The organism is Neisseria sp. P0008.S002, from assembly GCF_051962805.1.
Classification (GTDB): Bacteria; Pseudomonadota; Gammaproteobacteria; order Burkholderiales; family Neisseriaceae; genus Neisseria; species Neisseria perflava.
In genome coordinates this window covers 97,132-119,942 of the sequence record NZ_JBQCUY010000004.1, presented here as the reverse complement: position 1 = coordinate 119,942, position 22,811 = coordinate 97,132, and the positions used below count along the sequence as shown (strand labels likewise).

Sequence of the window (22,811 nt, the reverse complement as noted above, 5' to 3'; positions counted from 1 at the left end):
TTATTAGGGCTTCGCGATTCCATAAATTTTCCTTAGCCCATTTATAATATATTTTAAATAATATAAATATCCTATTATTGCATTTTTACCTTCCAAAGTCTGTAAATGCTTTGCCTCTAATTTAGCATAAACTTTTGCTGATTTTTTACTTGATATATAAGAGCTTCCAAATAAATAAATTTGAATGAAAAGTTTAAATACCCTACGAATATCGGATTTATTAAATTCCCTACTGTTTCTCCATGCCGAAACAACATACGCGTTACGACTGGAGTGAGACCAATCTGTTTCTTGAGGATAGATAAAAGCAGCAACGGAGCCATTAAACGCACAAGAAAAAACTAATGATGGCCCTTTTTCTACTAATACTTCCATACTGACTCCTGGTTTTAAAATAGTTGGTCTACATGGAAGGGGACGTTGCCCAAAATAAATAGTTATACTATCTCCATAAATTGTTTTATCTGTTTTTATTCTTCCATTTCCTTGTTCCTTTAATATATTATGAAATACTCTATCTTTAAGTTTTTCTTTAATTTCATATTCAAACTCTTCGATTACTTCTAAGATTATTGGTTTTGCATGAAAATTCCAATTCAAATTAGCATAATAAGTTTCTATTTTTTCCCTTTTTGACCTTCTAACATCACTAATACTTACAAAATCTTTATTTTTAAAAAACATATTTTCTCCGTCTCAATGCGCCTCTTCCCAATTCATCCCCACACCCACTTCCGCCACCAGTGGCACGTTCAACATCCCTTCATCCACTTTCGCCATAATCTGCGGCAGTTTTTCTTTGACCAAATCCAGTTCGGCTTCGGGTACTTCCAGCACCAGTTCGTCATGCACCTGCATGATCAGTTTGCTTTGCAAGAGGTCGTCCCACGGGGAGGCTTCGCACTCTGAAAGCCAGCAGGATACGTCTATCATGGCGCGTTTGATGAGGTCGGAGGCGGTACCTTGCATGGGGGCGTTGATGGCGGCGCGTTCGGCTCCGGCGCGGGCGTTGGCGTTTTTGTTGTGGATGTCGGGCAGGTAGAGGCGACGGCCGAACAGGGTTTCGACAAAGCCTTGTGCGGCGGCTTGTTCTTTGGTGCGCTGCATGTATTCGGCGACGCCGGGATAGCGGGCGAAGTAGCGGTCGATAAAGTTTTTGGCGGAGATGTTGTCGATGCTCAATGATTTGGCAAGGCCGTATTGGCCCATGCCGTAAATCAGGCCGAAGTTGATGGTTTTGGCGTAGCGGCGTTGTTCGGACGAGACGTTTTCGGGGGCAGTGCCGAATACTTCGGCGGCGGTGCGGCGGTGTACGTCTTCGCCGTTTTGGAACGCGGCGATGAGGGTTTTGTCGCCGGAGAGGTGCGCCATGATGCGCAGCTCGATTTGGGAATAGTCGGCGGAAACGATGACGCTGCCTTGCGGTGCGGTGAAGGCGCGGCGCACGCGGCGGCCTTCGGCGGTGCGGATGGGGATGTTTTGCAGGTTGGGGTTGTTGCTGGCGAGGCGGCCGGTAATGGCGACGGCTTGGGCGTAGGTGGTATGCACGCGGCCGTCTTTGGGGGAAATCATTTCGGGCAGTTTGTCGGTGTAGGTGGATTTGAGCTTCGCCAGGCTGCGGTTTTGCAGGATGATTTTGGGCAGGGGGTAGTCGGGCGCGAGCTGTTCGAGCACGGCTTCGTTGGTGGAAATGCCGCCTTTGGCGGTTTTTTTCAGGCCTTTGGTGGGGATGCCCATTTTGTCGAACAGGATTTCTTGCAGCTGTTTGGGCGAGTTGAGGTTGAACGGCTGGCCTGCGGCGGCGTAGGCTTCTTGTTCAAGCTTCATCAGCTCGGCGCCGAGTTCTGCACTTTGGCGGGCGAGTTCGGCACGGTCGATTTGCACGCCGTTGCGTTCCATTTCAAACAATACTTGCGCGACGGGCAGCTCCATTTTTTCATACATTTCAAGCTGTTTGTCGTCCATTTGCGCGCGCAGGTGCGCTTCGAGACGCAGGGCAAAATCGGCGTCTTGGGCGGCGTATTCAGTCGCCTGCACGATGGCGACATCGGCAAAACTGATTTGCTTTGCGCCTTTGCCGCACAACGATTCGTAGGTAATGGTTTCCAAGCCGAGCCAGCGTTCGGACAACTCGTCCAAGCCATGTCCGAGATGGCTCTCGATGATATAGGAAGCGAGCATGGAATCGCCGGCAATGCCGTTCAGGGCGATGTCATAGTTGGCGAAAACATGTTGGTCGTATTTGAGGTTTTGCCCGATTTTTTTCAGGGCGGGATTTTCCAAATGCGGTTTCAGACGGCCTAATACGTCTTGTAAATCGAGCTGTTCGGGTGCGGCAGTCAGGCTGTGTCCTACGGGGATGTAAACCGCTTCGCCTGCCTGGAACGCGATGCTGATGCCAACCAGCGCGGCGTTCATCGCGTCTAATGACGTGGTTTCCGTATCGATGCCGATTTTGTCCGCCTGAGCCAGTTTGTCCAACAAGGCGGCAAACTGCGCTTCGGTGGTAACGGCTTGATAATCCAGCTTTTCAGGGACTGGGGCGAGTTCGGGTTGTTTTTCAGGCTGTGTTTCCATCGCCAATGCGGCTTGTTCGCCGATATGCTCACTGCCGAACAAATCTGTGTTTTGCGCTTCGTGCATACGGCTTTCCGCCTCTTTCAGCCAAGTGCGGAAACCCCAGCGTTTGAAATCGACAACCAGCTGCGCCCATTTAGGCGTAGTACGGCGCAGGCTTTCAAGGCCGTCTGAAAGCTCGGTGTGCAAGTCCACATCGGTTTTAATCGTTACCAAATCATACGACAGCGGCAGTTGTTCCAAAGCGGCTTGCAGGTTTTCGCCGACCTTGCCTTTGACTTCGCCAGCGTGTTCCATCACGCCGGCCAGCGAGCCGTAGGCTTCCAGCCACTTCACCGCCGTTTTCGGGCCGCATTTTTCCACACCCGGCACGTTGTCCACCTTGTCGCCCATCAGCGCGAGATAATCGCGGATTTGGTCGGGACGCACGCCGAATTTTTCTTTCACGCCTTCAATGTCCAGCGTTTCGCCGCTCATCGTGTTCACCAGCGTCACGCGCTCGTTCACCAACTGCGCCATGTCCTTATCGCCGGTAGATACCACCACGTTCCACCCTGCTTCGCTAGCCATCTTAGCCAAAGTGCCGATAACGTCATCCGCTTCCACCTGCGGAATCACCAATACCGGCCAGCCCATCAGGCGCACCAAATCCGGCAAGGCTTCCGCCTGCGGGCGCAAATCGTCCGGCATCGGCGGGCGCGTCGCCTTATAGTCGGGGAACATCTCGTGGCGGAAATTCTTACCCTTAGCATCAAACACCACCGCGCAATAGTCGTGCACATAATCCGCACGCAGCCGGCGCAGCATATTCAACACGCCATACATCGCCCCAGTCGGCGCACCGTCGGGCGCAGACAAATTCTGCCCCATAGCATGATAGGCGCGGTAAAGATAAGAAGAGCCGTCAACGAGAAGGAGTGTGGGTTTGTTGGACATGGAGAACCTGCTGTGTGTATGAAAATAATGTACGGATTATAAAGGAAAAGGCCGTCTGAAAACCGAAAATCAAGTTTCAGACGGCCTGATGTTTACATAAATATACGGTTTCAGGTATTGCGCCTCAGAATCCCACCTTGTATATTTGTATTCAAATGAATACAAACCAAAGCAGACGAATATGAATGCAACGAACCGTATCCCAATTAGTGTGCGCATCACTCAGGAAGATGCTGATTTTATTGCCGAACTTAAAATCGAAGGAGCAAATACGCCGTCTGAAAAAATCCGCGAATTGCTCAAGCTGGCGCGCTTGGCGCATACGCAGACACGCGATTACAGCTCCGCACTGACGGCGCAGGAGCAATTTTTCCAAGCGGCAAAACACGAAATCTTGCACGCTGAAAAACAGGCCGGAGTGCATTCGCATATCGTGGCGAGGTTGTTTGAACAACTGCCTGACTTAGGCGCAACACTCGCCGCCGACCTGCCCGAAGAAGCTGACCTCGACGATTTGAAAAAATACGAGCGCGAACTGATGTGGCGCATCGTCCGCCTGACTGACAGCATCCTACAACTCGCCGTAACCGGCAAAGGCGCGGCATACGACGACAGCGTATTGCAACAGCTTGAAAACACATTGAAACTGGCAAAGATTGTACAACAGGCAAATGAAGTTTAAGACTGCCTCCATACCAAATGAAACAAACACATTTTAGTGAAAGGAAAATCCAAATGAGCGAAACCCTATCCCGCCGAGTAGGCCGTCTGGTAAGCGGCGGTTTTCATGCCCTGATTGATGCGGCGGAAAACCTCGCACCTGAAGCGGTCATGAACGAAAGCATCCGCGAAATCGAGCGCGCAGTAGATGAAGTGCGTGCTGAATTGGGCAAAGTGTTGGCTCAGAAACACCTTGCCGCCAAGAAAATGGCCGATGAAAGCAACCGCCACGAAGCCATCGATGCCAATCTACAAGCCGCCGTAGATGCCGGTCGCGATGATCTTGCCGAAGCAGGTATCGCCGAACAGATGGACATCGAAGCGCGTCTGCCCATCTTGGAAAACACCATTGCCGATTGTGCCGCACAAGAAAAAGAGCTCGAAGGCTTTATCGCCGCCCTGCAGGCGAAAAAACGCGAGATGCAGCAGCAGTTGCAAGACTGGCGTGCCGCACAGCAAAGCATGAGCACAGGCAAAACAGCCGGCGGCAACGGCAGCGACCTCAATCGCATTGCCCGTGATGCCGAAAAAAGCGGCAACGCTTTCGACCGCGTGATGGGTCGTCAAAACTCGGTACACAGCAGCACCGATGCGGCGCAGTTGGCAAAATTGAAGGAATTGGAAGACTTGAGCCGCAACAACCGTATTGCCGAACGATTGGCGGCATTGAAAGCGAAATCATAAGCCATATTGAGAAAATCGCGGTTTCAGACGGCCTCTATCTCTACGGGCCGTCTGAAAAAAGAAAACCATACACACCTTAATAACAAAAAGATGACGGATTGGGAAAAATCCTGTCAGTTACGACAAATTAATAAAAAACCCATATCCAATCTGCTTAACTTTAAAATAAAATATATGCTGTCTGAAAATTAAAAAGAATAAGGAAATGCAATATGTGGAATTTAATCAACGCCCCCGAAACTGAAATCTTCGGCATTGCCATTGCGCTGATGGTTTTGCTCGGTGTGTTGGAAGTCATTTCCATGCTGGCAGGCGGTATCAGCGACTGGTTGGACAACCTGTTGCCCGACAGCCTGACCGAAACTGCGCACGCCGAGGTCGGATTGGATGTGGCGGATGCAGGCATATTCGTGCGTTTCCTGAGCTGGCTGTATGTCGGACGTATCCCGGTGTTGATGTTGATGGTGGTGTTTCTTGCCGTATACGGACTGACGGGTTATCTGTTTCAGACGGCCTTTGCCACTGTATTCGGCAGTTATCTGAATGGCACGCTGGCAGCAGTCATTGTTTGGTTTATTTCCCTACCCTTGGTGCGCGTGACGGCTAGCGGTTTGTACAAAATTATGCCGAAAGATGAAACCACTGCCGTTTTGCAGGAAAGTTTAATCGGCCGCGTCGGCACGGTGGTATTGGGCGAAGCTCGGGTAGGCAATGCGGCGCAGGTGCGCGTGAAAGATGCTTACGGCCAACAGCATTATGTGATGGTAGAGCCTGACTCTGAAGATGTATTAAAACAAGGTGATGCAGTATTGCTGGTGTCGTTGAACGGAAATACATTTAAAGCGATTTTGAATCCGAGCGGCAACTTGGTTGATTAAGGCCGTCTGAAACCGCTGATTTATCGATACGGGAAAAATAGATACTTCACCGTCCTATTCTCACTATCTAGAAATTTGAGATAAAAATTAGAAAAAACACCCCCTATTATTTCACATATTTTTAACCCTTTCAGACGGCCTCTTTCTCTCAAAGCCTTCTGAATCCACCGCCCCAAAGGCATATTAACAAGAAGAAAGGAAAAACCATGAATTTGGTCTCCATCGGCACTATCGCCGGCGTCATACTCGTCGCGCTGTTTGTACTCGGCCTCATCCTGACCCGTCTGTATCGCCGTGCCAGCAAAGAAGTCTCATTTGTCCGCACCGGTTTTGGTGGCGAAAAAGTCATCATGAACGGCGGTGCGATGGTGCTGCCTGTATTGCACGAAATCATCCCCGTCAACATGAATACACTGCGCCTTGAAGTGCGCCGCGCAGCCCAACAAGCGCTGATTACCCGCGACCGGATGCGCGTTGACGTGATGGCGGAATTTTACGTCCGCGTTAAACCCAGCGCCGAGAGCATTGCGACCGCCGCACAAACACTGGGTATGAAAACCATGTCTCCCGATGAGTTGAAAGACCTCGTCGAAGGTAAATTTGTTGACGCCCTACGCGCCGTTGCCGCCGAAATGGCGATGGAAGAACTGCATGAAAAACGTGTTGATTTCGTTCAGAAAGTACAACAAGTCGTGAGTGAAGACTTGTTCAAAAACGGTCTCGAACTCGAAACCGTTTCCCTGACCGGCCTCGACCAAACCAGCTTCGAATTTTTCAACCCGCAAAACGCCTTTGACGCGGAAGGTTTGACCAAACTGACCGAAACCATCGAAGGCCGCCGCAAAAAACGTAACGAAATCGAACAAGACACCGATTTGGCAATCAAAACCAAAAACCTCGAAGCCGAGCAGCAACGCCTGAAAATCTCGCGCGAAGAAGAATACGCCAAACTCGAACAAGAGCGTGAGATTGCCGTCCGCCGTGCCGAACAAGAGGCCAGCATTGCCGAACAAGAATCTCAGAAAAAACGTGAAGCGGAAGAAGCCAAAATTGCGGCTGAACGCGAAGTGGATTTGAAACGCATTGCCGCCGAACGCGACATTAAAAACGAAGACATTAGAAAAGCCCAAGCCGTTGAGCAGGCCGAGGTTGAACGCCGCAAAGCCATCGAATTGGCCGAGCAAGACCGCGCCATCGCCGTTGCCGAAAAATCGCGTGCTGAATCCGAAGCCAAAGCCGAAGCCGACAAAGCCCGCGCCGCCGCCGTTCGCGAAGAAGAGAGCGTGATTACCGTACGCGAAACCGAACGCGCCGAGCGTGCCAAAGCGGTTGAATTGATTGCCGCAGAAGAAGCCGCGCAAAAAGATGCGATTTCGCTCACTGTTGCTGCCGAAGCCGAAAAACAAGCCGCACAAGACCGCGCAGAAGCCGTGCGTATTGCCGCCGAAGCCGAAGCCGAAAAACACCGCCTGCAAGCCAAAGGTGAGGCAGATGCCAAAATTCTGTTGGCGCAAGCGCAAGAGCAACAATACAAGGTTGATGCAGAAGGTACCCGCGCTGTAAACGAGGCTGCCAACGTCCTGAGCGTTGAACAGGTTGAAATGCAAGTCCGCCTTGCCCTCTTAAAACACCTGCCGGACATCATCCGCGAATCCGTCCGCCCGATGGAAAAAATCGAAGACATCAAAATCTTGCAAGTCAATGGTCTGGGTGGCTTTGCCGGTGGTGCAAACGGTGCGGAAGGTGTTTCAGACGGCCAAACCACACAAGCCAGCCTTGCCGATCAAATGGTCAACAGCGCCCTGCGCTACCGCAGCCAAGCTCCGTTGGTTGACGGTCTATTGAAAGAGTTGGGACTGAATGGTGGCGACATCAACGGTCTGACCCAAGGACTGGATAAAACCATCGACCAATCATAAATGAATACCGTAATAATGGTTTAAAGGCCGTCTGAAAAGTTTCAGACGGCCTTTTGTTTATACAAGGGCTTCCGCAAATTCTAATATTTTCAATACTGATCAATTCAGATCTGTTGCGGTTGCAATAAATTAGGAATTATCCACCCTGCTTTTTGTGGTTAAAAAAGATTGAGTAGGCTATTCTTAGCCAAATAACAAGACTAACTGCTTTGAAAATGATCCGCCAACAATTGAGTCATAAAAACCGGTTCTACCGTTCCGATTTCAAGTTTGCCATCTACTCATCTATCGACATTTCAATACCAAGCTGCTTATCTTCAGGCAAATAAAAAAGCACAACATTTCGTTGTGCTTTTTCTTGATGAACCCACATTACTTGTTTTTTTGCGAACGAAGGTAATCCAAAGTTTTCAGCTGGGCAATGGCTGCTGCCAATGCTTTGTGCGCTTCGGCCAGAGATTTATCATCTTTGGCTGCAGAAACACCTGCCTCGGCTGCTTTTTTAGCTGCTTCAGCACGCGCCTGATCCATTTCGGTACTGCGGACGGCAACGTCTGCCAATACGGTAATCTTATCAGGCTGTACTTCTAAAACGCCACCGGAAACGGCAACCAGCACTTCTTCAGCTTCACCCGGAACAGTCAAACGCAATGCGCCGGGGCGTACCAAACTCATAATCGGCTCGTGTCGTGGATAAATACCAAGCTCACCTTGAACGGTCGGAACCACCACAAAGCTGGCTTCGCCCGAATAGATGTTTTGCTCGCTACTGACCACTTCAACTTGCATGACGCTCATGCCGACCTCCTTAGTTTAAGGTTTTCGCTTTCTCAACTGCTTCTTCGATGCCGCCTACCATGTAGAACGCTTGTTCAGGCAGATGGTCGTATTCGCCGTTCAAGATGGCTTTAAAGCCGGCAATGGTATCGCGCAGGGCGACATATTTGCCTGGAGAACCTGTAAACACTTCTGCAACGTGGAACGGTTGAGACAGGAAGCGTTGAATTTTACGGGCACGCATCACAGTCAGTTTGTCTTCGTCAGACAATTCGTCCATACCCAGAATGGCAATAATGTCGCGCAATTCTTTGTATTTTTGCAGAGTAGACTGTACACCGCGCGCTACGTCGTAATGCTCTTGACCCAATACCATCGGATCCAATTGGCGCGAAGTAGAGTCAAGCGGGTCAACTGCCGGGTAAATACCCAAAGATGCAATGTCACGGCTCAATACGACGGTCGCGTCCAAGTGGGCGAAAGTTGTCGCTGGAGACGGGTCAGTCAAGTCATCCGCAGGTACATATACGGCTTGGATGGAAGTGATGGAACCTGTTTGGGTAGAGGTAATACGCTCTTGCAAACGACCCATTTCTTCAGCCAATGTCGGTTGGTAACCCACTGCAGAAGGCATACGGCCCAACAGTGCAGATACTTCGGTACCGGCCAGAGTGTAACGGTAGATGTTGTCGACGAAGAACAATACGTCGCGACCTTTACCGTTTTCGTCTTTTTCGTCACGGAAGTATTCGGCCATAGTCAAACCGGTCAAAGCAACGCGCAGACGGTTGCCTGGAGGTTCGTTCATTTGGCCATACACCATGGCTACTTTATCCAATACGTTGGAATCTTTCATCTCGTGGTAGAAGTCGTTACCTTCACGGGTACGTTCACCCACACCTGCGAACACGGACAGACCGCTGTGCGCTTTGGCGATGTTGTTGATCAATTCCATCATGTTCACGGTTTTGCCCACACCGGCACCACCGAACAGACCTACTTTACCGCCCTTAGCAAACGGACACAGCAAATCGATCACTTTAATACCGGTTTCCAACAATTCGGTAGTTGAAGACAACTCGTCGAATTTCGGAGCAGTTTGGTGAATAGCACGGCTCTTGTCGGTATCGATCGGACCTGCTTCATCAACAGGCGTACCCAATACGTCGACAATACGACCCAATGTACCTTTACCTACCGGTACAGTGATTGGCGCACCAGTATTGCTTACAGACATACCGCGTTTCAGGCCGTCTGAACTACCCATTGCAATAGTACGGACAACGCCGTCACCCAGAAGCTGTTGAACTTCCAGAGTCAGACCGTTCTCGTCCAATTTCAGGGCATCGTAAACATGCGGGATAGCGTCGCGTGGAAATTCCACGTCAACCACCGCACCAATAACTTGTACGATTTTGCCTTGGCTCATTATCGTATCCTAATTTCCTGTTCAGGCTTCAGACGGCATTAAACTGCCGCTGCACCTGCTACAATTTCTGACAATTCTGTGGTAATCGCGGCTTGACGCGATTTGTTGTACACCAAGCGCAATTCTTTAATGGCATTACCTGCGTTATCGGTTGCGGCTTTCATCGCTACCATACGCGCGGCTTGTTCAGATGCCATGTTGTCGCTCAATGCCTGATAAACCACAGACTCTAAATAGCGGCGAACCAAATATTCCAATACGGCGATAGGACTCGGCTCGTAGAGGTATTCCCAAGTAAATGAAGAATGACCTGTTCCGTCGTCAATAACGTTTTCACCGATAGGCAGCAAAACTTCCATACGCGGCTCTTGGCGCATTGTATTGACGAAACGTGAGTAAACCATATGGATACGGTCTAATTCATGCTTCTCATAACGTTGGAAGATTTCGGTCAGAGGGCCGAGCAGCAATTCCATTTTTGGGGTATCACCCAAATTGGTTGCGCTGGCAATAACATTCAAACCGATGCTTTGGCATGCAGCCAAACCTTTACTACCCAGGCACACGACTTCGACTTCGATGCCTTGTTCCTGATACTCTTGAACTTGCGCCAAAAACTTTTTCAGTACGTTTGCGTTCAAGCCACCGCACAAACCTTTGTCCGAGGTAATCAAAATGAAACCGGCACGACGCACTTCGCGGTGCGGCTCCAACAATTTGATACCATGATCGGCATTAGTTTGTGCAAGATGGCTCATCACTGTACGCACTTTTTCGGCGTACGGACGCGCTAAGCGCATCCGGTCTTGAGTCTTCCGCATTTTAGAGGTCGACACCATTTGCATCGCTTTAGTGATCTTTTGGGTATTTTGAACACTACGGATTTTGGTGAGAATCTCTTTTCCGACTGCCATTTCAGACTCCTTTCATCTCAATACTTATGCTTGGTAAGCGTAAGAAGATTTGAAAGATTTCATGGCTTCGGTCAATGCTTTTTCGCTTTCGTCAGACATTGCGCCTGATGCATTAATCGCTTCCAGAACCTCAGGATGTTGCGTACGTACGAAACTCAAGAATTCTGCTTCGAAAGCCAAGGCTTTGGATACCGGAACATCTGCGTAAGAACCGTTGTTGATCGCCCACAAAGTCAATGCCATTTCGGCAGTGTTCAATGTGCTGAATTGTTTTTGTTTCATCAATTCAGTAACTACTTCACCGTGTTGCAGCTGTTTGCGCGTTGCTTCGTCCAAATCGGAAGCAAATTGCGAGAACGCTGCCAATTCACGGTACTGTGCCAACGCCAAACGGATACCGCCACCCAGTTTTTTGATGACTTTGGTTTGTGCTGCACCACCTACGCGCGATACGGAAATACCGGCATTGATTGCAGGACGGATACCGGCGTTGAACAAGTCGGTCTCCAAGAAGATTTGGCCGTCTGTAATCGAGATTACGTTGGTTGGTACGAATGCTGATACGTCACCGGCTTGGGTTTCAATAATTGGCAACGCAGTCAGAGAACCGGTTTTGCCTTTTACTTCGCCATTGGTCAGTTTTTCAACTTCGTTTTCGCTGACACGGGCTGCACGTTCCAACAGACGGGAGTGCAGATAGAATACGTCGCCAGGATATGCTTCACGGCCAGGAGGACGGCGTAACAGCAGAGAAATTTGACGGTATGCAACGGCTTGTTTAGACAAGTCATCGTATACGATCAACGCATCTTCACCACGGTCACGGAAGAATTCACCCATGGTACAACCGGAGTAAGGAGCGATGTATTGCAGTGCAGCGGCTTCAGAAGCAGTTGCAGCAACCACGATGGTATGCTCCATCGCGCCATGCTCTTCCAATTTGCGTACTACGTTGGCAATAGAAGATGCTTTTTGACCGATAGCCACATAAATACAGATAACGCCTGTACCTTTTTGGTTAACGATGGCATCCAGTGCCACGGCAGTTTTACCGGTTTGACGGTCACCAATGATCAACTCACGTTGACCACGACCAACCGGAACCATAGAGTCAATGGCTTTCAGGCCGGTTTGCATTGGTTGGTCAACCGATTTACGCGCAATCACACCCGGTGCAATTTTCTCGATTGGAGCAGTCAATGTTGTGTTGATTGGACCTTTACCATCGATAGGACGACCCAATGCATCAACCACACGGCCAACCAGTTCGCGACCGATCGGCACTTCCAAAATACGGCCGGTACAGGTAACTGTATCGCCTTCTTTAATGTGTTCGTACTCACCCAACACTACGGCACCGACGGAGTCACGCTCCAAGTTCATGGCCAGACCGAAAGTGTTACCGGGGAATTCGAGCATCTCACCTTGCATCGCGTCTGACAAGCCATGAATGCGCACAATGCCGTCTGTAACAGAAACAACGGTACCACGGGTACGCACTTCTGCATTGACGGACAGATTTTCGATTTTAGCTTTAATCAAATCGCTAATTTCAGCAGGATTAAGCTGCATGAAAACTCTCCTAATTTGTCATAGTCGCATACAAAGCATTCAGTTTGCCTTGTACGGACAAATCCAAGACCTGATCACCCACTTCTACTTTGATGCCGCCGATTAATTCAGGGGCAACTTTAGCTACCACATCCAATTTGCTGTTGAAGCGTTTTGTCAGGATATCGGTAACATCGGCCAGCTGCTGAGAACTGAGCTCATACGCGCTGTAAATTACTGCCGATTTCGTATTGTTGTGTATCAAGGTCAAATCTTGATATTGGGCATAAATTTCCGGCAATACCAGCAAACGCTTTTGCTCGGCCAAAACGGTAATAAAATTTGCCAATTCGACATTTTTGATACCGACAAGACCTTTGAGCGTTTCTGCCTTTTCGGAAGCTCCCGTTTCCGGCTGCTCGATGAAAGCAATGACTTTCTCATCCTGAACAACCGCTGCGAGTTCTTTCAGTTCGCCCAACCAAGACTCGATTTGGTTTTTTTCCTGAGCCAGACTAAACAATGCTTTCGCATAAGGTCTGGCAATCGTTGCGAACTCTGCCATAAGATTACAGCTCCTGTTTTAAGGCACTGAGCAGATCTGCATGTTTGGAAGCATCGACTTCTTTACGCAGGATAGATTCCGCACCTTTAACAGCCAATGAAGCGACCTGTTCGCGCAACACTTCGCGTGCACGGTTAACTTCTTGCTCTACATCAGCTTTTGCTTGGGCTGCAATGCGTGCTGCTTCATGAGAAGCTTGCTCTTTGGCTTCTTCTACAATTTTTGCAGCACGTTTTTCGGCGTTGGCAACCATTTCGGTTACCTGATTACGCCCTTCGGCCATAAGTTCTGCAACTTTTTTCTCTGCCTGCTCAAAATCGCTCTTACCGCGCTCGGCAGCAGCCAAGCCTTCGGCGATTTTTGCGGCACGCTCATCCAATGCTTTGGCGATCGGAGGCCATACGAATTTCATCGTAAACCATACCAAGCCAAAGAAAACTAGGATTTGCGCAAATAAGGTTGCATTAATATTCACGTTACTTAACCTTCGTATCTGGGTTAATCAAACAGACGGCAAGCCTGTATCTGAACGGATCGCTCCGTCTTGATTACGCACCACTAAACGGGTTAACGAAGGCGAACAACAGGGCAATAGCCACACCGATCAAGAAAGCCGCGTCGATCAGACCAGCGATCAAGAACAGTTTGGTTTGCAGAGGACCGATCAGCTCAGGTTGGCGAGCAGAAGATTCCAAGTATTTAGAACCAACCATTGCAATACCGATAGAGGCACCCAATGCGCCCAAGGCAACGATCAAACCACATGCGATAGCAATCAAACCCATTTTTAAACTCCTTAAAATAGTAAAGGTTAAACTACAAAAAACAAACTACAAAAAAACTACTTGATTAGTGTGCATCATGCGCCTGTCCGATATATACGAACGCCAACGCCATGAAAATAAATGCCTGCAAGGTGATGACCAAAATGTGGAAAATCGCCCAAGCCAAACCGGCAATCAGGTGGAACACAAATAAAATCGGATCCAAAGTTTCGACACTGCCGGTTGACGCCCATGCACCGCCCAACAGAGCGATCAACAGGAACACCAGCTCGCCAGCATACATATTACCAAACAACCGCATACCGTGGGATACGGTTTTGGACAAGAACTCTACCAAGTTCAGCAGGAAGTTGGCCGGAGCAAGCCACGGACCGAAAGGTGCGCAGAACAACTCGTGAATCCAACCGCCAAGGCCTTTGATTTTGACATTGTAGTAAATACAGATCAGCAATACGCCAATCGCCAGAGCCAAAGTCGTATTCAAGTCAGCTGTCGGCACGACGCGCAACAGGGCATGATGATTACCGGTAATGCCTTGCCATGCCATCGGCAGCAAATCAACCGGCAGCATATCCATGGCGTTCATCAAGAGAATCCAGACAAATAAGGTCAGACCCAACGGGGCAACGGCTTTACGCGATTGTTCGTTATGGATAATGCTTTTACACATGTCATCCACGAATTCGAACAGAATTTCAACAGCCGCTTGGAAACGACCGGGAACACCGGCCGTCGCTTTTTTGGCACCGCGCCACAAAAGGAAGCTGCCGATTACGCCCAACAGAACGGCAAAAAAGATTGCATCAAGGTTAATGAACGAAAAATCAGCAATGTTTTTCAGTCCTTGACCCTGAGTAACATCCGACATACTGGTCAAGCTTTGCAAGTGGTGCTTGATGTAGTCGGCAGCGGTCATAGTTTCACCTGCCATAGTGTTTCACTCTCAACAATACTAAAAAAACCAAATGACTGACGCCAAGAAACGCCAATAAAAATGGGTAAAATACCAGTGATCGATGCCATATCGCAAAAACGACCAACATAGATACCAGCGACAGCACTACTTTTAAAACCTCTCCGCCGATAAACATCGAACTTTGCAGATCAGGATTTCGTCGGGAAAACTTTAAAAGTAAAACTGCAACTAGGGTAGGCAAAATGTACGAAAATCCTCCCGCAAAAGCAGAGAGGAAGCCGGGCAATCCGGAAAATAACGCACAAACAACTGAAATTATTAACAATACAATCACTTGCAATGGGACTATCTGATTCATTGTACTTCACACCCCAAAACGCAAGGTAAATTAATATAATCAAGAAGTTTATTAACGTCAAGCAATATGTTAATCTTTGTGAACCTTTCACAGATAAATGATTAACACATATAAAACAAATCTTTGCAGGAACGGAGTTTAACACAAATTACATGTTGCTACACAGATTTTACAGAAGATTTTGATTTGTATTGTAAACATTTATACGCTCTACGCTTTTTCAAAAATTGAGGCCGTCTGAAAAGCTTTTTTCAGACGGCCCGTTCTGTTTATAAAGCCGTTAGAACGCTTGATTGATGCCTAACTGCTTCAGCAAATATTCGAATGTTTCCGGCGTATCAAAATGCAGCACGATTTTGCCTTTTTTCTGATTACTGGTTTTGACTTCGGCATTAACGCCCAAATGCTCGGTCAATGCATCATTGATGCGGCGGATATCCGGGTTAATGGTTTTGGTTGCTTCCGGTTTGGCTTTTTGATGTGCCAACTGGCTGCGGCGCTCTACCTCGCGTACCGACCAACCGTTTTTGACGGCTTTTTGTGCCAACTCCAATTGGTCAACCACATGCAAGGTCAGCAACGCGCGGGCATGACCCATTTCCAGACGGCGTTGGTAAAGCATTTCCTGAACCGGCTCAGGCAGGCTCAACAGACGCAGGCTGTTGGAGATGGCACTACGGCTTTTACCGACGGCTTTTGCGATGGTTTCATGAGTCAGGCCGAATTCATCGGCAAGGCGTTTCAAACCTTGCGCTTCTTCAATCGGATTCAGGTTTTCACGTTGTAAGTTTTCAATCAAACCCATGGCCAACGCAGTTTCGTCGCTGATGGTTTTAATGACGACGGGAATTTCGGTCAAACCGGCCAACTGGGAAGCGCGCCAACGGCGTTCTCCGGCAATCAATTCATATTGAGACAAACCACGTTCGCGTACGATAACCGGCTGGATAATGCCTTGCGCTTTAATGGAATCGGCCAATTCCTGCAAAGCTTCGTCATCAATTTGCACACGCGCCTGATAACGGCCGGGCTGAATATCGGCGATGGCAACCGTTGTCAGGCGGTCGCTACTGCTGCTGTCCACTGCATTGGAAATCAGCGAATCCAAACCGCGTCCCAATCCACCTTTTGCTTTTGCCATATTGTTTTCCCTTTCAGACGACCTCATTGTTGAAATGACGTATTCTATCGGATATTGCCGCTTTACGACAATTTGAATCACGATGATTTGACTATTGCCATTTATTTACGGAGCGAAACCGCAAACACGCCCCTTAAAGCGTTACTCAAACGGATTTCTTCCGCATTTTCCAATATAGCGCGCGTGATGTGGGCTTCCTTGATTGTATCTGCACCTAAATATAGCTGAGACTGCTTCAATACCGCTTGGCGCATTACCCCGTTCAAAATATCCAAATCCAAAGACGGCGTGAGCCATTGTCCTTGATATTTGACGAACACATTGCTTCTTCCACCCTCTAACAAAAGGCCGTCTGAATTGAAAAACAGACTGTCAAATGCACCCTGCCCTTCTGCCGTTTTCCATGCTTGGTCAAAAATTTCACGGCGTGTGGTTTTGAAACGGCGTAGATAATCGCGTTGGTTTAATGTGTGTTCACTCAGGATGACGTATTGCTGCCCATCCAATTCAGAAACAGCCCCATGGCTCAATGAAAGGCCGTCTGAAAACAAAGCTGCTTTGACTCTAAATAACCCACTTGGCAACTCATCTATATAATGTTGAATTTGCTCTATTGCATTTTGAGGCCAAGACAGGTTGAGCGCTTGTGCCGATCTGTTCAGACGGCCTAAGTGCAAATCGAGCAAACGGCATTGTTTGTATTCCACGCGCATGGTTTCAAAAATACCGAAATCAGGCCGCAAGTCATTCAGAAAACGCGCCTTCCAACCGCACTCGCGATATTCGGCTTCAGGGTCGCTATCAATCACAATCCCCGAACCCACGCCATAAACACCTTGATAAAGGCCGTCTGAAACGGGCTTCAGGGATAAGGTGCGGATCACAACATTAAACACACCTTCAAACCCCAAACCTGTATCGCACGGATGCAAAAAGCCAATGCTGCCTGTGTACAAACCACGCGGTTCGGACTCAAGAGACTCAATAATGTGCATACTCATGCGTTTGGGCGCACCAGTAATACTGCCGCACGGGAAGGCTGCGCGGAGAATATCGGCAACCGAAACATCAGGCAGCGCCTGCGCTTCGATGGCACTGGTCATCTGCCAAACACTGCCGAAACGGGAAACTTTAAACGGTTCAGGCACGCGTACTTTGCCTGTTTGCGCGATTTTGCCGAGGTCATTGCGCAACAAATCGACAATCATCACATTTTCGGCGCGGTTTTTCGGGTCGTTTTGCAATTCAACGGCGCGGCGTTCATCTTGCCCATCGTGAAGAATCGGCGCAGTGCCCTTCATCGGCTCGGTTGTAATCAGGCCGTTTGAATCGATTTTGAGGAAAAGTTCGGGAGAAAAACACAAAGTCCACGCTTCCTGCCCTGCCCCGTCGGGCAGACAAGACAAAACAGCATACGGCACAGGCTGGCGCAAACGGCGGTAAAGCTGAATCGGATTGCCGTAAGTTTGCAGGTGCAGGCGTGCGGTGTAATTGATTTGATAGGTATCGCCACGGCGGATGGCCTCGTGGATTTGGCGGATATGCTCGAGATAATCGGCTTCGGATATGGAGAATCGGGGAGTGGAGATGCCTGCCGCCAGGCCGTCTAAATGATTGGCCAGCCAGCTTTCGGCATCGATTTCGGAACAATCGGCAAACCAGTGCAAACGCAAATTGCCACTGTGCGCGGATGAAATATCCATCAGTGGCAATCCGAATTCGTAGTCTGCAAACAACACTGCATGCAAACCCTTTTTCCAGCCGGCTTGCAAAATACTTGTTAACGAATCCAGTTCGTTATGATAAAACCGATGGCTTTCTACATGATTTTGATAGAGTTTTGCTCGGCCGCTCACGGCATCGTCAAACAGGGCGAAATAAGGCATGATTGCTGTACAAATAGGCTGATTATACGCTGCTTTTACATAAGTTAGCAGACAAATTCAAAAAAAGCACTCGAATGTAATTTTATGTAGTCGAACGAAGTATAAAAGGGTAGAATCAAACCATACCACACCATATCATTTAAAACTTAATCGATAAGGAGACTTTATGGCAGACCACCAATTAGAACCGTTCGAGAATGTTGAACTGGGCGAGAAACAAGACCAGCTGCAAGTATTCGAAAAGGCTGTTTTGGAACACGAAGGACGCGGCACTGACGAAGATTCCAGCAGCGCACCGCTTCCTGCCAACTACCCATACAAACAACGTATGCGCCGCTCTGTTTACGAAAAAGAAAAACAGAAGCTGCAAATCGAATTGTTGAAAGTACAAAGCTGGGTTAAAGATTCCGGTCAGCGTATTGTCAGCCTGTTTGAAGGCCGCGACGCAGCCGGTAAAGGCGGTACCATCAAACGCTTCATGGAACACCTGAATCCGCGTGGCGCGCGCGTGGTTGCTTTGGAAAAACCAACCACTACCGAACGCGGCCAATGGTATTTCCAACGCTACATCCAAAACCTGCCGACCGCAGGCGAAATGGTATTCTTCGACCGCTCATGGTACAACCGTGCAGGCGTAGAACGCGTAATGGGCTTCTGCGAACCTAACGAATACCTGCTCTTCATGCGTCAAACTCCTGAATTGGAACGTATGCTTGTTGCCAGCGGTATCCATCTGTTCAAATTCTGGTTCTCCGTATCCCGTGAAGAACAACTCCGCCGCTTCATCTCCCGTCGTGACGACCCACTGAAACACTGGAAACTGTCCCCTGTGGATATCCAGTCGCTCGACCGCTGGGACGACTACACCGAAGCCAAAAACGCCATGTTCTTCCACACCCATACCGGCGACGCGCCTTGGGTCATCATCCGCTCCGACGACAAAAAACGTGCACGTTTGAACTGTATCCGCTACTTCCTGCACCAGCTGGACTATCCGGGCAAAGACGTGAAAGCCATCGGCAAAGTGGACGAGAAAATCGTTTTGGTTCCTGATACACGTTACAAAGACAAAACTGTCGAGCTCGGACACGATTAATTTGTAACCTTACCAAAGGCCGTCTGAAATTTCATCTTTCAGACGGCCTTTTCTTAATCCTCGCGATTCCAGTACGTTTTTTGTGCGAATACCAATTTATTGTCAGTGAATTTTACATTATCCAAATTCAACGCCCAGACATCACTTTTCATCACTCGAGCAGCAGGATGCGCTTTGTAAAATAAAGACTGCGCCGCTTTCAAATCCGCTTCATTCTCAATCAAAGCGGCAGTCGCCGCAAACTGAATGCCGCTGATTTTTGTGATACTGTCAGGCTGACCGGCAATGGTACCGGCTACTTTGGCAGAACGGCTCATCATTCCGCCATGTTTCGTTTTCAAAGAAGTCAACACAATCAATCGGGCATTCGCCTCATCAAACACATAAAAACAACAAGCCGCCCAAACTTCGCCGTCTGCCGCAGCGGCAATACTGACGACATGATGATTGCTCAAAAATTTAACGATATTGGTAGGAATCGCTTGCATGATTTTATCCTCTTTCTCAGTGTATTCAATTTATTTTCAGGCCGTCTGAAACATCAGCCCTGCCAGCGCGGCGCATCGGTTTGAAAAATACCGAACAAGTCCAAAGCATGAGAGACACTGTGTGTAATCATATCTTCGATGGATTCTGGCTTCTGATACAGAGCCGGAACGGGAGGAAACACAATGCCGCCCATCTCTGTTACACGGCGCATATTGTCGATGTGTGCCAAGTTTAACGGCGCTTCACGCACCATCAACACCAGCCTGCGCCGCTCTTTCAATGTTACATCCGCCGCACGGCTGAGCAAATTATCGGCAAACCCGTGAGCAACCGAAGCCAAGGTTTTCATTGAACACGGCGCAATCAACATTCCATCCGTCAAAAACGATCCGCTAGCAATACTTGCCCCGACATTACGGACGGAATGCACGACATCCGCCAAAGCATAAACGTCTTCTTTAGTGTAATCCGTTTCCAAAGCACGGGTCATCTCCGCCCCTTGCGAAACCACCAAATGCGTTTCTACCTGATGCTCACGCAAAAGCTGCAAAGCCTTCACGCCATACTGAAAACCGCTGGCACCGCTGATGCCGACAACCAAACGCTTCATTGTATTTCCCTGTCTTGGCCTAAAGATAAATGAAAGGCAGATTCTCAAGACGAAAAAATAACCGCTAAAAAGCGGTTAGATTTCCTAATGTGGTGCCGACAGCGAGATTTGAACTCGCACAGCCTATGGCCACTACCCCCTCAAGATAGCGTGTCTACCAATTCCACCATGTCGGCATAAATTAAATTGTCTTACTGCTGCTGAGGATTCGGAGCAACAGGAGTTGTATTGTTTTGTGCAGGCGTTGCAGGCTTAGGAGCTTGCTGGGTCTGCTTCACATCGCTGAAGTCTAAACCATGCTTACTGGAGTGAGTGTGAATATACACCATCGCCATGCAAGTCGCAAAGAAAAATGTTGCAGCAACGGCAGTCGAGCGGCTGAGGAAGTTGGCATTACCGGCAGAACCGAATACGCCTTGCGCGCTACCGCTGCCGGAACCGAATGTTGCGCCGGCATCCGCGCCTTTACCGTGTTGCAGCAATACTAACACGATTACGAATAGAGCGGAAATAATATTAATAATCCAGATAAGGGTTTTAAAGGCTTCCATATGTTTTCTACGAGGCTTGTGCTGCGTTGATGATGGCGGTAAAGGAGTCATATGATAATGACGCGCCACCAACCAATGCGCCGTCTACATGAGGTACTGCGAAGATGTCGGCCGCGTTATCCGCTTTCACACTTCCGCCGTAAAGAACGCGGATTTTAACATCGCTTCCGCACAAAGACAAGATTTCTTTGTAGATAAATGCGTGCATGTCGGCGATTTGTTCGACGGTGGCGACTTTGCCTGTACCGATCGCCCAAACCGGCTCGTAGGCAACGGCGATGTTTTTGGTGTTCAAACCTTGCAGGATGGAAAGCTGGTGGGCAATGACTTCGTGTTCTTTACCGGCTTCGCGTTCTTCCAAACTTTCGCCGACGCACAACAATGGAATCAGGCCGACGTTGAGGACGTTTTCCATTTTGCGGCGTTGGATTTCGTTTTTCTCGCCAAAATAAAGGCTGCGCTCGGAGTGGCCGATGAGGACGATATCTGTACCGATGTCGGCAAGCATTTCAGCGGACACTTCGCCAGTGTACGCGCCATTATTTGGGAAACGGCTCACGTCTTGCGCACAGGTCAAGATGCGGTTGTTCAAAACAATCTGCATGGCGTTGTGCAGTTGCAACAGATAAACGGTCGGAGCAGCCAGGCCGATTAACACGCGTTCTGCGGTTGGCATGACACGGAAGCGGTGCATAAGTGCATTGTTGTTTTGGAGTCGGCCGTTCATTTTCCAGTTGCCGATAACCCATTTTTGGTCCCACATTCCGATTTGGTGATACATCTTTATTGCTCCGTGTGTTGGTTGTTGCTTGCTGTAGCGTCGTGTAATGTGAAAGTTTAGTGGATATATGTGCGCTTGGCAATTATTAACGGGCCTCCGGGGCCGTCTGAAAGATGGCACACTCTCCGACAAGGATTTATAATGTATGCTTCGATAAAATTAAGAATTGAACGGAGCACAAATATGGACTTTGAAAAAGCGCGTTTCAATATGGTTGAACAGCAGATTCGTCCGTGGGATGTCTTGGACTTCGACATTTTGGATGCTTTAGAGGAGATCGAGCGCGAACATTTTGTCGGCGAGGCTTTTCAAGGTTTGGCCTATGCAGATATGGAGCTGCCGCTGACCAACGGCCATAAGATGTTGGAACCCAAAGTCGTTGCCCGCCTGGCTCAAGGCTTGAAACTGAAAAAAGACGAAACTGTCTTAGAAATCGGTACAGGCTCAGGCTATGCAACCGCCCTGCTGTCCAAACTGGCCGGCAAAGTCGTGACCGACGACATCGACGCCGAGCAGCAGCAACGCGCCAAAAAAGTTTTGGACGAATTGGGCTTTACCAACGTCGATTATGTGCAAAACAACGGCCTGACCGAAGCATCGCAAGGCGCTCCTTTTGATGCGATTTATGTGGGCGGCGCAGTAGACAGCGTACCTGAAATCTTAAAAGAGCAATTGAAAGATGGCGGCCGCATGGTGGTCATTGTCGGTCGCAAACCGGTACAACGCGTGCTTTTGCTGACGCGTAACGGCAATGAGTTTTCCGAAAAAGTATTATTTGACACCGTCGTGGCACACTTGGAAGACAAATCGGCCAATCCGTTTGGCGATTTCGATTTTTAAACAACAGGCCGTCTGAAAATTCAGACGGCCTCATGCTTTTACCCAACCCTATGACCGACATCATCCAACTCTCGCCCACCGAATTGAAACAATGGCAGGACGAAGGCCGCGCATTTCATCTGCTCGACGTCCGCACCGATGAAGAACGCGCCATCTGCACCCTGCCCGCCGCCATTCATATCCCGATGAACCTCATCCCCCTGCGCCAAAACGAGCTGCCCGACGATGATTTACCCATTGTTGTCTATTGCCACCACGGCATCCGCAGCCTGCACACGGCAATGTATTTGGAAGACGCCGGATTTGAAAACCTCTACAACCTGCAAGGCGGTATTGATGCTTGGGCAATGCAGGTAGACAGCAAAATGATGCGATATTGAATCGGTTTTATCAATAAAAGGCCGTCTG

24 protein-coding genes and 1 tRNA gene are annotated in these 22,811 nt (G+C 49.0%); 7 read left to right on the top strand and 18 right to left on the bottom strand.

Features of this window, described 5'->3' with window-relative positions; translation table 11 throughout:
• Positions 1 to 3 precede the first annotated feature (3 nt).
• Together ACTHSA_RS05725 and polA are read right to left on the bottom strand one after the other, a co-directional pair.
• Positions 4 to 684, bottom strand: a complete 681-nt coding sequence (locus ACTHSA_RS05725; protein WP_049344993.1) for a hypothetical protein — start codon at positions 682 to 684, stop codon at positions 4 to 6.
• A 12-nt stretch (positions 685 to 696) separates the two neighbouring features.
• On the bottom strand, positions 697 to 3,513 hold the full coding sequence (gene polA / locus ACTHSA_RS05720; protein WP_070504202.1) for a DNA polymerase I: 2,817 nt from the start codon (positions 3,511 to 3,513) through the stop codon (positions 697 to 699).
• 181 nt (positions 3,514 to 3,694) lie between these two features.
• Here polA and ACTHSA_RS05715 point away from each other — a divergent pair, with 181 nt between their 5' ends.
• The 4 genes from ACTHSA_RS05715 (at position 3,695) to ACTHSA_RS05700 (ending at position 7,714) form a co-directional block, all read left to right on the top strand.
• On the top strand, positions 3,695 to 4,195 hold the full coding sequence (locus tag ACTHSA_RS05715; RefSeq protein ID WP_004518995.1) for a hypothetical protein: 501 nt from the start codon (positions 3,695 to 3,697) through the stop codon (positions 4,193 to 4,195).
• 53 nt (positions 4,196 to 4,248) lie between these two features.
• Positions 4,249 to 4,917, top strand: a complete 669-nt coding sequence (locus ACTHSA_RS05710; RefSeq protein WP_039861870.1) for a PspA/IM30 family protein — start codon at positions 4,249 to 4,251, stop codon at positions 4,915 to 4,917.
• A 212-nt stretch (positions 4,918 to 5,129) separates the two neighbouring features.
• Positions 5,130 to 5,795: a YqiJ family protein gene (locus ACTHSA_RS05705; RefSeq protein ID WP_004518999.1), complete on the top strand. Its 666-nt coding sequence runs from the start codon at positions 5,130 to 5,132 to the stop codon at positions 5,793 to 5,795.
• A gap of 206 nt (positions 5,796 to 6,001) precedes the next feature.
• A complete protein-coding gene (locus ACTHSA_RS05700; protein ID WP_004519001.1) occupies positions 6,002 to 7,714 on the top strand; it encodes a flotillin family protein in 1,713 nt (570 codons plus the stop codon).
• 372 nt (positions 7,715 to 8,086) lie between these two features.
• On the opposite strand, the gene ACTHSA_RS05695 is transcribed toward ACTHSA_RS05700, so the two are convergent.
• From ACTHSA_RS05695 to ACTHSA_RS05645, 11 genes are all read right to left on the bottom strand, one after another.
• Complete coding sequence (locus ACTHSA_RS05695) at positions 8,087 to 8,512, bottom strand: F0F1 ATP synthase subunit epsilon (protein WP_004519002.1); 426 nt, start codon at positions 8,510 to 8,512, stop codon at positions 8,087 to 8,089.
• Between the two features lie 10 nt (positions 8,513 to 8,522).
• Complete coding sequence (gene atpD / locus ACTHSA_RS05690) at positions 8,523 to 9,920, bottom strand: F0F1 ATP synthase subunit beta (RefSeq protein ID WP_003748111.1); 1,398 nt, start codon at positions 9,918 to 9,920, stop codon at positions 8,523 to 8,525.
• 38 nt (positions 9,921 to 9,958) lie between these two features.
• Positions 9,959 to 10,834 (bottom strand): F0F1 ATP synthase subunit gamma, encoded by an 876-nt coding sequence (atpG, locus tag ACTHSA_RS05685; protein ID WP_004519003.1) that lies wholly within the window; start codon positions 10,832 to 10,834, stop codon positions 9,959 to 9,961.
• A 24-nt stretch (positions 10,835 to 10,858) separates the two neighbouring features.
• Positions 10,859 to 12,406 (bottom strand): F0F1 ATP synthase subunit alpha, encoded by a 1,548-nt coding sequence (gene atpA, locus ACTHSA_RS05680; RefSeq protein WP_003676111.1) that lies wholly within the window; start codon positions 12,404 to 12,406, stop codon positions 10,859 to 10,861.
• A gap of 10 nt (positions 12,407 to 12,416) precedes the next feature.
• Positions 12,417 to 12,950, bottom strand: coding sequence for a F0F1 ATP synthase subunit delta (locus ACTHSA_RS05675; RefSeq protein ID WP_004519004.1), 534 nt, complete (start codon positions 12,948 to 12,950; stop codon positions 12,417 to 12,419).
• Between the two features lie 4 nt (positions 12,951 to 12,954).
• Entirely contained in the window at positions 12,955 to 13,425 is a 471-nt protein-coding gene (locus tag ACTHSA_RS05670; protein ID WP_003708446.1) for a F0F1 ATP synthase subunit B, read from the bottom strand.
• Positions 13,426 to 13,498: 73 nt separating this feature from the next.
• Positions 13,499 to 13,735, bottom strand: coding sequence for a F0F1 ATP synthase subunit C (gene atpE, locus ACTHSA_RS05665; protein WP_004519005.1), 237 nt, complete (start codon positions 13,733 to 13,735; stop codon positions 13,499 to 13,501).
• Between the two features lie 64 nt (positions 13,736 to 13,799).
• The gene (gene atpB / locus ACTHSA_RS05660; RefSeq protein ID WP_003748099.1) at positions 13,800 to 14,666 is read right to left on the bottom strand and encodes a F0F1 ATP synthase subunit A; all 867 of its coding nucleotides are present in this window, start codon (positions 14,664 to 14,666) and stop codon (positions 13,800 to 13,802) included.
• Positions 14,656 to 15,009 carry an ATP synthase subunit I gene (locus ACTHSA_RS05655; RefSeq protein ID WP_049336018.1) on the bottom strand — a complete coding sequence of 118 codons (354 nt, stop codon included), beginning with the start codon at positions 15,007 to 15,009 and terminating at the stop codon, positions 14,656 to 14,658. The genes atpB and ACTHSA_RS05655 overlap by 11 nt, the downstream gene beginning before the upstream one ends.
• Positions 15,010 to 15,289: 280 nt before the next feature.
• Positions 15,290 to 16,150, bottom strand: a complete 861-nt coding sequence (locus tag ACTHSA_RS05650; protein ID WP_039861871.1) for a ParB/RepB/Spo0J family partition protein — start codon at positions 16,148 to 16,150, stop codon at positions 15,290 to 15,292.
• A gap of 101 nt (positions 16,151 to 16,251) precedes the next feature.
• On the bottom strand, positions 16,252 to 18,036 hold the full coding sequence (locus ACTHSA_RS05645; protein WP_004519009.1) for a bifunctional chorismate-binding protein/class IV aminotransferase: 1,785 nt from the start codon (positions 18,034 to 18,036) through the stop codon (positions 16,252 to 16,254).
• A 166-nt stretch (positions 18,037 to 18,202) separates the two neighbouring features.
• Between ACTHSA_RS05645 and ppk2 the strand changes: the two genes are divergently transcribed.
• The gene (gene ppk2 / locus ACTHSA_RS05640; protein WP_004519010.1) at positions 18,203 to 19,132 is read left to right on the top strand and encodes a polyphosphate kinase 2; all 930 of its coding nucleotides are present in this window, start codon (positions 18,203 to 18,205) and stop codon (positions 19,130 to 19,132) included.
• Between the two features lie 53 nt (positions 19,133 to 19,185).
• On the opposite strand, the gene ACTHSA_RS05635 is transcribed toward ppk2, so the two are convergent.
• The 5 genes from ACTHSA_RS05635 to tpiA all read right to left on the bottom strand — a co-directional run bounded on the left by ACTHSA_RS05635 (position 19,186) and on the right by tpiA (position 21,563).
• Positions 19,186 to 19,620 (bottom strand): pyridoxamine 5'-phosphate oxidase family protein, encoded by a 435-nt coding sequence (locus ACTHSA_RS05635; RefSeq protein ID WP_004519011.1) that lies wholly within the window; start codon positions 19,618 to 19,620, stop codon positions 19,186 to 19,188.
• Between the two features lie 53 nt (positions 19,621 to 19,673).
• Entirely contained in the window at positions 19,674 to 20,231 is a 558-nt protein-coding gene (locus ACTHSA_RS05630; protein ID WP_004519012.1) for a UbiX family flavin prenyltransferase, read from the bottom strand.
• A 90-nt stretch (positions 20,232 to 20,321) separates the two neighbouring features.
• Positions 20,322 to 20,407 (bottom strand) — tRNA-Leu (locus tag ACTHSA_RS05625).
• 15 nt (positions 20,408 to 20,422) lie between these two features.
• The gene (secG, locus tag ACTHSA_RS05620; RefSeq protein WP_004519013.1) at positions 20,423 to 20,782 is read right to left on the bottom strand and encodes a preprotein translocase subunit SecG; all 360 of its coding nucleotides are present in this window, start codon (positions 20,780 to 20,782) and stop codon (positions 20,423 to 20,425) included.
• Positions 20,783 to 20,789: 7 nt separating this feature from the next.
• Positions 20,790 to 21,563 carry a triose-phosphate isomerase gene (tpiA, locus tag ACTHSA_RS05615; RefSeq protein ID WP_004519014.1) on the bottom strand — a complete coding sequence of 258 codons (774 nt, stop codon included), beginning with the start codon at positions 21,561 to 21,563 and terminating at the stop codon, positions 20,790 to 20,792.
• 183 nt (positions 21,564 to 21,746) lie between these two features.
• Between tpiA and ACTHSA_RS05610 the strand changes: the two genes are divergently transcribed.
• Together ACTHSA_RS05610 and ACTHSA_RS05605 are read left to right on the top strand one after the other, a co-directional pair.
• Positions 21,747 to 22,403 (top strand): protein-L-isoaspartate O-methyltransferase family protein, encoded by a 657-nt coding sequence (locus ACTHSA_RS05610; protein ID WP_039861872.1) that lies wholly within the window; start codon positions 21,747 to 21,749, stop codon positions 22,401 to 22,403.
• 50 nt (positions 22,404 to 22,453) lie between these two features.
• Entirely contained in the window at positions 22,454 to 22,783 is a 330-nt protein-coding gene (locus tag ACTHSA_RS05605) for a rhodanese-like domain-containing protein (protein WP_003679997.1), read from the top strand.
• Positions 22,784 to 22,811: the final 28 nt, after the last annotated feature.